Source organism: Accumulibacter sp., from assembly GCF_036625195.1.
Taxonomy (GTDB): Bacteria; Pseudomonadota; Gammaproteobacteria; order Burkholderiales; family Rhodocyclaceae; genus Accumulibacter.
On record NZ_JAZKUG010000001.1, the window covers coordinates 346899 to 360030 of the forward strand.

Genomic DNA, 13132 nt, shown 5'->3' on the forward strand with positions numbered 1-13132 from the left:
CGCTCAGGAGAAGAGCCGCTCCGCCAGCGGCCCGCCAGCAGGCAACTGGCGATGCGCCATCGCGAGCTGGTATTGCACCACCTGGCGGCGGATCGGCTCGATCGACGACTCCGAAACCGGTCGCCGGTTGTCGTCGACCAGCTGGCCATGCAGCGAGTCGGCGAAGCGGCGCGCCTGTTCGACCATCTGGCCGAGGACACGGTCGCCGTTGGCGACCCGCGGCACATCGAGCAGGAAGGTGATGGCGTGCGTCGTCAGGCTGCGGATGGATTCGCCGGTGAAACCCTGCGTTTCCTGGTTGAGCAAGGCGTAGAGCAGCCTGCCGTCCTCGTCCAGGCGGACGAAGCGCCCGTCGCCGTCGAGCACCATGCCCGCCGACTCGGCCAGGCCGCGCAGCTTGGTGCCGGCGAACACCTGCCCCTGGCTGACGACGTTGAGGCCGATCTGGATGTCGACGCCGGCACAGAACTCGTCGAGCTGCGCCGCCGCCTGCAACGCCGGTTCGCGCAGCGGCAGCTCGACGGCGCCCGTCAGCTCGCTCGCCAGATCCTGGATCGCGACATGGAAGACCGACAGGTCGGCGTCGCGCAGCGGCCCCTTGCGGTCGACGAGCTGCAGCCCGACGCGGATGCGCTGGTAGGCCACGTCGCCTTCTTCGCTGATCGGCTCCCAGGCATGCGACTCCTCGTTGAAACCGATCCAGTGCAGCGGCTTGCCCAGCCGCGCGAGAACGACCCGTTGCGCATCGCGGATCCGGTAGGCGGCAACCGTCTCCGCGAGTTCGATTGCGGCGATGTAGTCGATCGCCGGCGACAACAGGCACAGCGGCGCCGCGGCGATGCGCGCGCGCCGCTCGCCGGCCGGCGCGACATCGTCGCCGCCGCCTTCCGGCCAGCCGTCGTCGCTGCCCGCGACCGCCTCCGCCGCGTCATCCGACTGGCGCAGCAGCGGTTCGACGCGCTCCTGCGGCGCGCGGCTGCTGCGGCCGGGAGCCGTCGCCGGTGAATCGCCGGCGTCGCCGCCGGACGAGCCCACGTGCGTGTGGGCCGTGCTGCCGGCGCTGCCCGTTTCATCGAGCAGGACGTCTGCCTGACGCGCGCCCAGCAACTGCTCCGCCACTTTGCGATGCTTGTGTTCCTGCCACTTGTTGTAGGCCAGGACACCCACCACGGCGACGCCACCCAGGCCGATCAAACCCATCTGCAAGTCCGTCATGTCGATTCCTAAACGAGTTGCTCGCGCATTCGCAGCGCTTCTTCCATGTCGACTTCAACGATACGCGAAACGCCGGACTCCTGCATGGTGACGCCGACGAGCTGCTGCGCCATCTCCATCGTGATCTTGTTGTGACTGATGAACAGAAACTGCGTGTGGGCCGACATCCGTCGCACCATGTCGCAAAACCGTTCGGTGTTGGTATCGTCAAGCGGCGCATCGACCTCGTCGAGCAGGCAGAACGGCGCCGGATTGAGTCGAAACATCGAGAATACCAGCGCAATCGCCGTCAGCGCCTTTTCGCCGCCGGAAAGCAGCTGGATCGTCGAGTTCTTCTTGCCTGGCGGCTGCGCCATCACCTGCAGGCCGGCATCGAGGATCTCGTCGCCTGTCATGATCAGTCGCGCCTCGCCGCCGCCGAAGAGGGTCGGAAAGAGTTCGCCGAAACTGCTGTTGACAGCGTCGTAGGTGGTCTGCAGCAGATCCCGCGTCTCGCGGTCGATGCGGCGGATCGCGCTCTCGAGCGTCTCCATCGCCTGCGTCAGGTCCTCCGACTGGGCATCGAGATAGCCCTTGCGCTCACGCGCCGCCTGCAACTCGTCGAGCGCCGCCAGGTTGACCGCGCCGAGCGCCTCGATCGAGCGCTGCAGGGCGCCGATCGCGTTCTGCAGACTGCCGGCGCGCGCACCCGCCAGCTCGCCACGCAGCGCCGCCTCGTCCGCCTGGGCCTCGCTGAGCTGCGTCGCGAACTGTTCGCAGGCGAGACCGGCCGCCTGTTCCTTGAGCTTCAGGTCACCGATCCGGTCGCGCAGCGGGTCGAGGCTCTGCTCGACCCTGAGGCGCTGCTCGTCGAGCGCGCGCAGACCGCCGGCGGCCGCTTCGAGCGCATCGCGCGCCGCCGCCAGGGCATGCTCGCGCGCCACACGATGCTCGAGCGCCGCCTGCAGCCGCGGCTCGAGATCCTCGGCCTGCAGGGCGCTGGCGGTCTCTTCGCAGCGCGTCAGCTCGTCGCCGATGCGCTCGAGCTGCTGCCACGCCAGTTCGCGGCTGGCGGCGATCTCCTGCAACCTGCCCTGAGCCTCGCGCTGCGCGAACTCGGCCTCGCGCCACTCGCGCTCGGCGCCGTTGACCCGCTCACGCTCCTCGCGCAGCGCACGCTCGGCCTGTTCGAGCTGATGCCGGGCAAGCACCATCGCCTCGCGCCGTTCCTCGACCCGCTCGCGCTGCGCCTCGATCGCGTCCTCGGCGAGCAACAGGCGCTCGCGCTCGTCCTCTTCCTCGACGGCCATCTCGCTCAGGCTGTCGTCGATCTGCGCCTGCCGCTCGCGCAAGCGCTCCTGCGCCTGCGCCAGCTTCAGCGCCTCGACCTGGATCGCGTGCGCCCGGTCCTGCAGCACGCCGAGTTCGTTGCGTGCATCGTGCAACGCCTGCTGCGCTTCGGCGAGCGCCTGCTCGACGGCCGCCAGCGCGGCCTGCGCGCGCCCGACGTGCCCCTCGTGCTCGGCGATGATGCCCGCCAGCTGGTCGATTTCGCGCTGCCGCTCGAGCAGCCCGTGGGCCACGCTGTCAGCGGCGAACAGGGTCACGCTCTGCCTGCGGACGATGTCGCCGCCGGGCGTCACGCAACACGCACTCGCCGACAGCCGGGCACGGGCGGCCAGGGCGCTCGCCAGATCGGCTGCCGTCAGCACCTCGCCAAGCCAGTCGCCGAGGATCGACGCCAGCGCCGCGTCGGCGCAGCGGATGCGGGCCAGCAGCCGGTCGGGGGCCAGCTCTGCCGGTGGCGTCGCCGCCGGCAGAGGCAGCATGAAGGTCTGCCTGCCGCCCGGCCGATCCCTGCTCCACGCCGGGTCGGCGCGCTCGGCAGGCAGCGCCGAGAGCCGCTCGCGCAACACCGCCTCGACGGCGTCCTCCCAGCCGGGCTCGACCTGCAGCGACCGCCACAGCGGCTGGCCGTGCTGCAGACCGTGCCGGCGCAGCCATTCATCCAGCTTGCCATTCGTCTGCAGGCGCTGTTGCAGCTGTTGCAGCGCGCTGCGGCGGGCATTCGCCTCGGCGCGCTCCTTCTGCGCCTGCTGCACTTCGCCAAGCACCTGCCGCCGCTGCTGCTCGAGGCGCGGCTGCTCCTGCTGCCGTTGCTGCACGACGCCCTGTGCCTCGCCGATGCGCAGACGCAAGGCGGCCAGCTCGTCCTGCTTGTCGGCAACCGCTGCGGCGTCCGGCAGCGGCATCGCCTGCCGCTCCAGCGCCAGGCGCTCACGCCGGCCGGCGATGATCTGCAGCGAGCGCTGCGCGTGCCCGCGGTTGGCCTCCTCGACGTGCAGGTGCTGCTCCACCTGCGCCAGCGCCGCGCGTTGCTGGTTGAGCTCGTCGAGCGCAGCGGCCTGCCGGTCCTCGGCCAGCGGCAGGCTTTCGTGGCACGCCGCGAGGCGCTGCCGCCCCTGCTCGACACGTTCGTCGGCGACGACCAGAAGCTGCTGCCAGCGTTCGCCTTCGCCCGCCAGCTTAGCCGCCTGCCCCTGCCAGTGCGTCCGGTCATCGGCGAGCTGGGCGAGACGCGTCTCGTACTCGCGCCGCGACTCACGTCGGTGACGGATCTCGGTCTCCAGACGCGCCACCTCGGCGTTGGCGGCAAACAGCCCGGCCTGCGTCGAATGAACGCCATCGCTGGCGCTGAAGTGCGCCTCGCGCGCCTCCTCGAGACGCGCCTCCAGTTCGCGCAGCGAGCCGTTCTGCGCCTCAAGATCGAGCACCGCCCGCGCCACCTCGCTCGCCAGCCGCTCACATTCGAGCTGCGCCTCGTTGCGCCGCAACAGCCACAGCAGTTGCTGCTTGCGCGTCAGTTCGTCGTTGTACGCACGATACTGGCGGGCGACACCGGCCTGCGCTTCGAGCCGCTCCATCTGGTTGCCCAGTTCGACACGGATGTCCTCGACGCGCGCCAGGTTTTCGCGCGTGTCGGCGAGCCGGTGCTCGGTCTCCTTGCGCCGTTCCTTGTAGCGCGTGACGCCCGCCGCTTCTTCCAGGAACACCCGCAGCTCGTCGGGCTTCGCCTCGATGATGCGCGAGATCGTTCCCTGGCCGATGATCGCGTAGGCGCGCGGGCCGAGACCGGTACCGAGGAACAGGTCGGTGACGTCCTTGCGCCGCACGTGCAGGTTGTTGATGTAGTACTCGGACTGGCCGCTGCGCGTCAGCAGGCGCTTGACCGAGAGTTCGGCATACTGCGACCACTGGCCGGCGAGGCGCCCGAGCGAATTGTCGAAGACCAGCTCAACCGCTGCGCGCGACACCGGCTTGCGCGTGCTCGAGCCGTTGAAGATCACGTCCTGCATCGATTCGCCCCGCAGCTCGGAGGCCTTCGACTCGCCGAGCACCCAGCGCACCGAATCGATCACGTTCGACTTGCCGCAGCCGTTCGGTCCGACGACGCCGACCAGCTGCCCGGGCAGCGCCAGCGTCGTCGGATCGACGAAGGACTTGAAGCCGGCAAGTTTCAGTCTGGTGAGGCGCATGAACTGGCACGTGGCGACGACGGACACGCGAAAAGAGGTGGCCAGGGGTTGGCTGTTGCGCTGGAATCCGCCGGCACGCCGCCTGTGGACCAGGCACAACCGATCGGCGAAACGCCATGATGGGTGTCTATGATAGCATCCGGACCGCCCGATTCACCCGATCACCGCGAGCAGCCACACGAACCATGAACGAACAGCCAGCACCTGCGCTTGCCACCTTCCCCAATCCGGCGCCGGAGCGGGATTACCACATCCACATGGAGATCCCCGAATTCACCTGTCTGTGCCCGAAAACCGGACAGCCCGACTTCGCCACGCTGCTCCTCGACTACATCCCGGACCGCAGCTGTCTCGAGCTGAAGAGCCTGAAGCTCTTCATCTGGTCGTTTCGCGATACCGGCTGCTTTCATGAGGATGTCACCAACCGCATCCTCGACCAACTGGCCGACGCCACCGAGCCGCGCTACATGCGGCTGACCGCGCGCTTCTACGTCCGCGGCGGCATCTTCACGACGGTCGTCGCCGAACGGCGCCTGCCCGGCTGGACACCGGCGCCCGCGGTGCATCTGGCCGACTTCCCCAGCCAGTCGAACACACGGAACTGAAACCATGAGCATCCAGGCGCAACTTCCCGACCACCAGTTGCTGCGACTCGAGGAACTGCTCGCCGATCCGGCACTGCCCGAGGCGATGCGCCTCGACGAGTGCCAGGGCTACCTCTGCGCCGCCCTCGCCGGCCCGCAGCCGATCCCCGCGGCGCAGTGGCTCGAGGATCTCCTCGGCTGCCCGGAAGAAAGCGGTGGCGAGGCCCGGCGCGAGGCCGCCGCGCTGCTGCGCCTGCTGGCACAGCGCCTCGAAACCGAACTGGCGAGCGGCGAGCCACTCCTCTTGCTGCTCTACCCCACCGACGACGACGAGGACGCGGCGAGTGATTACGTCCCCTGGTGCGAGGGCTACCTGCAGGGAGTCGATGCGGCGACGGAGGACTGGTTCGAGTTCCTTGGTGTGGATGATGACGAGCAGAACACCAGCGACGAGATCGACTACCTCGACGAGCACCTGTTCCCGCTGTACCTGCTCACCGGCGACGCCGAAGCGGCCGCCCGCGCCGCCGGCGAAGAGTGGCCAGCGGGCGAGGAACTCGAGCGCATTCGCGAGGAGTGTGAAGAAAACCTGCCGCAGGCGGTGAGCAACATCTACCGTTTCTGGCGGGCGCAACGGGGCGTCGGCACCATCCGCCGGCAAGACCCGAAGGTCGGACGCAACGACCCCTGCCCGTGCGGCAGCGGCCGCAAGCACAAGCGCTGCTGCGGCGCCAACGCGAGCTGAGGGGCAGCGGCGCTGTCGGCCGGGCCACCGACCGCACCGACCGCCAGCGCTTCAGGCCGGCGAAGTACCCGCGCGACGCGCCGTGAACAGGCTGGCGGCGACGATGATGGCGCCGCCAAGCCACTCGCGCGGCGCCAGTGCCTCGTCCGCCAGCAGCCACGCGGCGACCGCGGCGACCGCGAGTTCGCTCAGCATGATGACGATGGCGCGATTGGCAGCGACCCTCGCCAGCCCGAACTGGACGATGAGGTTCGCCAGCAGCAGGACACCGCCGAGCAGGGCGAGCAACGACCAGAGCGCCGGCTCGCGCGGCAGCCGCCAGCTGCCGGCACCGGCGAGCAGGAGCAACAGACCCGTTGCGACGACCCCGGCGAAGGCGGCCAGCACCTTGCTCTCGCTGCTGAGGTCGTGCGCGCGGCGCGAGAGCACGTTGAACAGGGCAAAGGCGAGACCGGCCAAGAGCCCGAGCCAGTCGGCGAGATCGCGCGGCAGCGGCAAGCCGAGCCGGGGTTGCCAGAGCATGATCACGGCCCCGGCAAGCGACAGGCCGATGACCAGCGCGCCGCCCGCATCGAGGCGCTCGTCGAGCAGCAGGCGTGCGAACAGCACGGTCCACAGCGGCGCCAGATAGAAGAGCAGCAGGACGCGCATCACCTCGCCGTCCAGCGTCGCCAGGACGTAGCCCAGATTGCAGGTGGCGGCAGCCAGAGCGAGCCAGAGCAGCGTCCAGGAGACACCGCCGGGCGGCCACCGGGGACGCCAGCACAGCCAGCCGAGGGCGAAGGCGAGTGCATAGCTCGCGGTCGACGCGACGATCCCATCGACCCCGCCGTCGCGCAGGACCCGGTACGGGTACCAGATCAGGCCCCAGATCAGCGCACCAGCGAGCAGCGCGGCAACGGCCGTCCGGCGCTCCGCCGCCGCAGCGCCCGCTGTCGCCGTCTGCCAACCGCTTCCTTTCACGCTTGCTCGATGCCCCTTATAATCAGGCGCTCCGCCACGAACCGTGCAGGCCAGTGAATCCCCACCTCAGCAGACTGCAGCCCTACCCTTTCGAGAAACTGCGCCAGCTTCTCGCCGGCATCACACCACCGGCGCATCTGCGCGAGATCAGGCTGTCGATCGGCGAACCGCAACACCCGACGCCGGCTTTCATCCGTGACGCCTTGACCGCCGCGCTTGGCGGGCTGGCGAATTATCCTACCACGCTCGGCAGCAGCGACCTGCGCTGCAGCATCGCCGCCTGGCTCGAGCGTCGCTACGGGCTCGCCGGCATCGATCCGGAAAGCGGCGTCATCCCGGTGAACGGCTCGCGCGAAGCCCTGTTCGCGTTTGCCCAGACGGTTGTCGACCCATCCCGCGGCTACACGCCGCTGGTGGTCAGCCCGAACCCCTTCTACCAGATCTATGAGGGCGCCGCGATCCTCGCCGGCGCCGAACCGCGCTTCCTCGACACCCTGCCCGAGGACGACTTCGCTTTCGACTTCACCGCCCTGAGTGACGCCGAATGGCAGCGCGTGCAACTCTTCTTCGTCTGCTCGCCGGGCAACCCCACCGGCAAGGTGCTGACGCTCGACGACTGGCGTCGCCTGTTCGCCCTCGCCGACCGGCACGGCTTCGTCATCGCCGCCGACGAGTGCTACTCGGAGATCTACCCGGACGAAGCGGCGCCACCGCTCGGCTGCCTGCAGGCGGCGCAGCTGCTCGGCCGCAGCTGCGAGCGGCTGGTGATGTTCTCGAGCCTGTCGAAGCGGTCGAACGTCCCCGGCATGCGCTCGGGTTTCGTCGCCGGCGACCCGGCGATCCTGCGGTCCTTCCTCCTCTACCGCACCTATCACGGCAGCGCGATGAATCCGGCGATCCAGGCGGCGAGCGTCGCTGCCTGGAACGACGAGGAGCACGTGCGCGGGAACCGCCGCCAGTACGGCGCCAAGTTCGCCGCGGTGACGCCGCTGCTGGCCGAGGTCCTGCCGGGCACGACGCCGCCCGACGCCGCTTTCTATCTCTGGGTGCGAACCCACGGCAGCGACACCGACTTCGCCCGCCAGCTCTACGCCGACTATAATGTGCTGCTGCTGCCGGGCAGCTACCTGGCACGCACGGTCCAGGGCAGCAACCCTGGTGCAGGCTTCGTCCGCATCGCACTGGTTGCGCCGCTCGCCGATTGCATCGAGGCAGCCGAACGCATCCGCTCGTTCATTTCAGGATCATAGGAAAGTCAGGAAGGCAGACATGCAGGACATCCAGCAGATCATCGAAGAGGCGTGGGAAAACCGCAACGCGCTGCAGCCCGATGCGGCTCCGGCCGCCGTCACGCAGGCCGTTGCCGCGGCCATCGATCAGCTCGATGCCGGCAGCCTGCGCGTCGCCGAGAAGCGCGAGGGCCAGTGGGTCACCCACCAGTGGCTGAAGAAGGCAGTGCTCCTGTCCTTTCGCCTGCAGGAAAACCGCCTGCTCGACGGCGGCGCGATGCGTTATTACGACAAAGTGGCGAACAAGTTCGCCGATTACGACGGCGAGCGCTTCGCGCGCGGCGGTTTCCGGGTCGTGCCGCCTGCCGCTGCCAGGCGCGGCTCCTTCATCGGCCGCAACGTCGTGCTGATGCCGTCGTACGTCAATATCGGCGCCTACGTCGACGAAGGCACGATGGTCGACACCTGGGCGACGGTCGGCTCGTGCGCGCAGATCGGCCGCAACGTCCATCTCTCGGGCGGCGTCGGCATCGGCGGCGTGCTCGAGCCGCTGCAGGCCAACCCGACGATCATCGAGGACGACTGTTTCATCGGCGCACGCTCGGAAGTCGTCGAGGGAGTCATCATCGGCGAGGGTTCGGTCATTTCGATGGGGGTCTACATCGGCCAGTCGACGCGGATTTTCGATCGCGAGACCGGCAGCATCAGCTATGGCTCGGTGCCCCCGGGGTCGGTCGTCGTCTCTGGCAACCTGCCGGCGGCGGACGGCAGCTACAGCCTCTACTGCGCGGTGATCGTCAAGAAGGTGGATGCCCGCACGCGCGCCAAGACCAGCATCAACGACCTGCTGCGCGGCGACTGAACCAATCCCGGAAGCCCCCAGGCAAGGGCTGGCAGATGATCCTCGACAAACTCTTCAGCGCGATGGCCGACCGTCAGGCTTCGGACATCTTCATCTGTGCCGGCGCGCCGATCCACATCAAGATCCAGGGCACGACCGTCCCGATCAACCAGCAGATCATGGAACCGGCGATGATCGACAAGATCGCCGCCGAACTCCTCAATCCGGAGCAGGTCGAGCGCTTCGAGAAGACCAAGGAGATGAACCTCTCCTTCGGCGTCGCCAAGCTCGGCAACTTCCGCATCAATCTGTTCCGGCAGCGCAATTCCATCTCGATCGTCATCCGCTACGTGATGGGCAACATCCCGACGCTGGAATCGCTGCTGCTGCCGCCGGTGCTCGCCGATCTGGTGATGGAGCGGCGCGGCCTGATCCTGATCGTCGGCTCGACCGGCTCGGGGAAGTCCACCACCCTGGCGTCGATGCTCGATTACCGGAACAGCAACTGCACCGGGCATATCCTGACCATCGAGGATCCGATCGAATACCTCTTCCGGCACAAGAAGTCGATCGTCAACCAGCGCGAGATCGGCATGGATACCCTGGGCTGGGAAAACGCGCTGAAGAACGCGATGCGACAGGCGCCCGACTGCATCCTGATCGGCGAGATCCGGGACCGGGAAACCATGCAGGCAGCGATCGCCTACGCCCAGACGGGCCACCTCTGCCTCGGCACGCTGCACGCCAACAACAGCTACCATGCGCTCAACCGGGTGATCAATTTCTTCCCGATCGACACCCGCTCGACGCTCTACATGGACCTCTCGGTCACCCTGAAGGCGATCGTCTCGCAACGACTGGTGAAGAAGAAGGATGGCATGCTGATCCCTGCCGTCGAGGTCCTGCTCAACAGCTACCATGTCCAGGAGCTGATCGAGGCCGGCGACATCACGGCGCTCAAGGATGCGATGGAGCAGAGCCTCGCACCCGGTTCGCGAACCTTCGAGCAGGACCTGTTCCGGCTCTATCGCTCGGAGCTGATCACGCTGCAGGAGGCGCTGCAGAACGCGGACTCGCCGACCAACCTCTCCTGGCTGATCAACAACCACGAGTCCGCCGGCAACCTCGCGATGGACGAGAAGCCCCGCGAACCCAGCTTCGATCCTTCGCTGACCAACCCCGGCAGCCCGTCGTACAAGGAGTTCTCCCTCAGCCTTGACGACGCCGACGGCGGCTGAGAGATGGATTCCTCGACCGACGCTGCGGCCGGGGCGACGACGGCGCCCGTCGCCACGGGCGACGATGCGACCGTGGCCCTCGCCACACAGTTGATCCGCCGCCGATCGGTCACCCCCGATGACGCCGGTTGCCTCGATCTGATCGCCGACCGCCTGGGCCCGGCGGGCTTTCGCTGCGAGTTCATCCGCCGTGGTGCGGTGAGCAACCTCTGGGCACGCCGTGGCGAGGGCAAGCCGCTGCTCTGCTTCGCCGGCCACACCGACGTCGTCCCCAGTGGTCCGCTGGCGGAGTGGCACAGCGACCCCTTCCAGCCGACGCAGCGCGACGGTCTGCTCCATGGCCGTGGCGCCGCCGACATGAAGGGCTCGCTCGCCGCCTTCGTCACGGCGACGGAAGACTTCATCGCCACCCGGCCGGCGTACCGCGGCTCGCTCGCCTTCCTGCTCACTTCGGACGAGGAAGGCGACGCGGTCGACGGCACGGTCGCCGTCACCGAGGCCCTCGCCGGCCGCGGCGAACTGATCGACTACTGCGTCGTCGGCGAACCGACGGCCAGCGCCCGCCTCGGCGACACGATCAAGAACGGCCGCCGGGGCTCGCTCTCGGGCCGACTGACGGTGCGCGGGGTGCAGGGGCACATCGCCTACCCGCATCTGGCGAAGAACCCGATCCACCTGCTGGCGCCGGCGCTGGCCACACTCGCCGGAATGGTCTGGGATGAAGGCAATGAGTTCTTCCCGCCGACGACGTGGCAGGTGTCCAACATCCACGGCGGCACCGGCGCCGGCAACGTCATCCCGGGCAGCGTCGTCGTCGATTTCAATTTCCGCTTTGCCACCGCCAGCGAGCCGGAGCAGTTGCAGCGCGCCCTCTGCACCGTCCTCGACGACGCGGGACTGAGCTACGAGATCAGCTGGACGCTCGGCGCCCGACCCTTCCTGACCGGTCGCGGCGAACTGATCGACGCGGCGCTGCAGGCCGTCCACGACGAGACGGGGCTCACCGCCGAGCTGTCGACCAGCGGCGGCACCTCCGACGGCCGCTTCATCGCCGCCATCTGTCCACAGGTGGTCGAGATCGGCCCGGTCAATGCCACCATCCACCAGGTCAATGAATGCGTCGAGGTCGCTTCGCTGCCCCGGCTGGCCGCCATCTACCGCCGCATCCTCGAGCGGCTGCTGCCCGCCGATGACTGAGCACCCGAGCGACGAACTGTTCACGCTGCGCGACCTGCTGCGCTTCGCCGTCAGCCGCTTCAGCGAGGCGAAGCTGTACTTCGGCCACGGGTCGGACAACGCCTGGGACGAAGCCGCCTACCTGCTGCTGCATCACCTGCACCTGCCACTCGACCGGCTGGAACCGTTCCTCGACGCACGGCTGACCCGCGAGGAGCGGGGCAGCGCGCTGCGCCTGATCGACCGTCGCGTCAACGAACGACTGCCGGCCGCCTACCTGAGCAACGAAGCGTGGCTTGGCGCGCATCGTTTCTACGTGGACGAGCGGGTGATCGTGCCGCGTTCGTTCATTGCCGAACTGCTGCACGAACGGCTGGCGCCGTGGATCGATGAGCCGGACGCGATCGGCAGCGTCCTCGACCTATGCACCGGCTCGGGCTGCCTGGCGATCCTTGCCGCGCACGCCTTTCCCACCGCCCGCGTCGATGCCGTCGACCTGTCTGCCGACGCGCTCGCCATCGCCCGCCGCAACGTCGCCGACTACGACCTGGGCGAGCGCATCCGCCTGCTGCAGGGCGACCTCTTCAGCGGCCTCGGCGGCCACCGCTACGACCTGATCATCGCCAATCCGCCCTACGTCGGGGCGGCAGCGATGGCCAGCCTGCCGGCCGAGTACCGGTACGAACCGGAGCTGGCACTCGCCAGCGGCGAGGACGGGCTCGACCTGACGCGCGCCATCCTCGGCGGCGCGCAACGGCACCTGCAGCCCGCTGGCCTGCTGGTGGTCGAGATCGGACACAACCGCGACGCGCTCGAAGCCGCTTTCCCGGAGACGCCCTTCACCTGGCTCGACACCAGCGCCGGCGACCAGTACGTCTTCCTGCTGCACCGCGACGAGCTGCCGTGAACGCCGGCACCGGTGGCCAGCGCGCCGTCACCCTTCGCCACCTGCTCCTGCTGCTGGCGCTCGCCTGCCTTGCCGGCTGCGGAAAACCGGCGCGGCTGGCCACCCTGCCGGCCGGCACGCCGGTCCTCGCCTTCGGTGACAGCATCACCCAGGGCACCGGCGCCGCGCCGGGCGAGGACTGGCCGAGCCACCTGGCGGCGAGCAGCGGCTGGCGCGTGCACAATGCGGGCGTTGCCGGCGATACCGCGGCGACGGCTCGCGAGCGGATCGGCGACACCCTGCAGGCGACACAAGCGCGGCTGGTGATCGTCGAACTCGGCGGCAACGACTTTCTCCGCCGCCGGCCGGAAGCCGAGGTCAAGGAGGATCTGCGGGCGATCATCCGCGCCAGCCGGCAGGCGGGTGCCGAGGTCGTGCTGCTGGCCGTGCCGCGGCTGTCGCTGCTCGGCGCCGTCACCGGCCAGTTGCCCGACGCGAAGATCTATGCCGAACTGGCGAGCGAGGAGAAAGTGCCGCTGTTGCCGGGAATCATTGCCGGCATCCTCTCCGAGCCGCAGCTCAAGGCCGACCCGATCCACCCGAATGCCGCCGGCTACCGCCGTCTGGCGAGCGAAGTCACCGCCCAGCTGCGCCACATCGGCCTCCTGGGCCAGCCCTGAACCGGCGCCCAGGCGGATCGCTGGCGCAGCCCGAAACCAGTCGCGGCAGCCGATGCGGCC

11 protein-coding genes are annotated in these 13132 nt (G+C 68.8%); 8 read left to right on the plus strand and 3 right to left on the minus strand.

What is annotated here, in order from left to right; genetic code table 11:
• Positions 1–3: 3 nt before the first annotated feature.
• Together V5B60_RS01595 and smc are read right to left on the minus strand one after the other, a co-directional pair.
• Entirely contained in the window at positions 4–1215 is a 1212-nt protein-coding gene (locus V5B60_RS01595; protein WP_332345286.1) for a cell division protein ZipA C-terminal FtsZ-binding domain-containing protein, read from the minus strand.
• 8 nt (positions 1216–1223) lie between these two features.
• On the minus strand, positions 1224–4730 hold the full coding sequence (gene smc / locus V5B60_RS01600; protein ID WP_332345287.1) for a chromosome segregation protein SMC: 3507 nt from the start codon (positions 4728–4730) through the stop codon (positions 1224–1226).
• 185 nt (positions 4731–4915) lie between these two features.
• Here smc and queF point away from each other — a divergent pair, with 185 nt between their 5' ends.
• On the plus strand, positions 4916–5335 hold the full coding sequence (gene queF / locus V5B60_RS01605; protein WP_332345288.1) for a preQ(1) synthase: 420 nt from the start codon (positions 4916–4918) through the stop codon (positions 5333–5335).
• A gap of 4 nt (positions 5336–5339) precedes the next feature.
• A complete protein-coding gene (locus V5B60_RS01610; RefSeq protein ID WP_332345289.1) occupies positions 5340–6059 on the plus strand; it encodes a UPF0149 family protein in 720 nt (239 codons plus the stop codon).
• A gap of 51 nt (positions 6060–6110) precedes the next feature.
• On the opposite strand, the gene V5B60_RS01615 is transcribed toward V5B60_RS01610, so the two are convergent.
• Positions 6111–7022, minus strand: a complete 912-nt coding sequence (locus V5B60_RS01615) for a DMT family transporter (protein WP_332345290.1) — start codon at positions 7020–7022, stop codon at positions 6111–6113.
• A gap of 53 nt (positions 7023–7075) precedes the next feature.
• Here V5B60_RS01615 and dapC point away from each other — a divergent pair, with 53 nt between their 5' ends.
• From dapC to V5B60_RS01645, 6 genes are read left to right on the plus strand one after another with little or no spacing between them, the layout of a single operon-like run.
• Complete coding sequence (gene dapC, locus V5B60_RS01620; RefSeq protein WP_332345291.1) at positions 7076–8272, plus strand: succinyldiaminopimelate transaminase; 1197 nt, start codon at positions 7076–7078, stop codon at positions 8270–8272.
• Between the two features lie 19 nt (positions 8273–8291).
• Positions 8292–9113 carry a 2,3,4,5-tetrahydropyridine-2,6-dicarboxylate N-succinyltransferase gene (dapD, locus tag V5B60_RS01625; RefSeq protein WP_332345292.1) on the plus strand — a complete coding sequence of 274 codons (822 nt, stop codon included), beginning with the start codon at positions 8292–8294 and terminating at the stop codon, positions 9111–9113.
• 35 nt (positions 9114–9148) lie between these two features.
• Positions 9149–10330 (plus strand): PilT/PilU family type 4a pilus ATPase, encoded by a 1182-nt coding sequence (locus tag V5B60_RS01630; RefSeq protein WP_332345293.1) that lies wholly within the window; start codon positions 9149–9151, stop codon positions 10328–10330.
• A 3-nt stretch (positions 10331–10333) separates the two neighbouring features.
• On the plus strand, positions 10334–11527 hold the full coding sequence (gene dapE, locus V5B60_RS01635) for a succinyl-diaminopimelate desuccinylase (RefSeq protein ID WP_332345294.1): 1194 nt from the start codon (positions 10334–10336) through the stop codon (positions 11525–11527).
• The gene (gene prmB, locus V5B60_RS01640; protein ID WP_332345295.1) at positions 11520–12413 is read left to right on the plus strand and encodes a 50S ribosomal protein L3 N(5)-glutamine methyltransferase; all 894 of its coding nucleotides are present in this window, start codon (positions 11520–11522) and stop codon (positions 12411–12413) included. Before dapE ends, prmB begins: the two co-directional genes overlap by 8 nt.
• A complete protein-coding gene (locus V5B60_RS01645) occupies positions 12410–13072 on the plus strand; it encodes a GDSL-type esterase/lipase family protein (protein ID WP_332345296.1) in 663 nt (220 codons plus the stop codon). The genes prmB and V5B60_RS01645 overlap by 4 nt, the downstream gene beginning before the upstream one ends.
• Positions 13073–13132 lie beyond the last annotated feature (60 nt).

Bases quoted from the DNA above. Each gene is read 5' to 3' on its own strand.
- queF (WP_332345288.1), top strand. From the start codon at position 4,916: ATGAACGAACAGCCAGCACCTGCGCTTGCCACCTTCCCCAATCCGGCG.
- V5B60_RS01630 (WP_332345293.1), top strand. From the start codon at position 9,149: ATGATCCTCGACAAACTCTTCAGCGCGATGGCCGACCGTCAGGCTTCG.
- smc (WP_332345287.1), bottom strand. From the start codon at position 4,730: ATGCGCCTCACCAGACTGAAACTTGCCGGCTTCAAGTCCTTCGTCGAT.
- prmB (WP_332345295.1), top strand. From the start codon at position 11,520: ATGACTGAGCACCCGAGCGACGAACTGTTCACGCTGCGCGACCTGCTG.
- dapE (WP_332345294.1), top strand. From the start codon at position 10,334: ATGGATTCCTCGACCGACGCTGCGGCCGGGGCGACGACGGCGCCCGTC.
- dapD (WP_332345292.1), top strand. From the start codon at position 8,292: ATGCAGGACATCCAGCAGATCATCGAAGAGGCGTGGGAAAACCGCAAC.
- V5B60_RS01595 (WP_332345286.1), bottom strand. From the start codon at position 1,215: ATGACGGACTTGCAGATGGGTTTGATCGGCCTGGGTGGCGTCGCCGTG.
- V5B60_RS01610 (WP_332345289.1), top strand. From the start codon at position 5,340: ATGAGCATCCAGGCGCAACTTCCCGACCACCAGTTGCTGCGACTCGAG.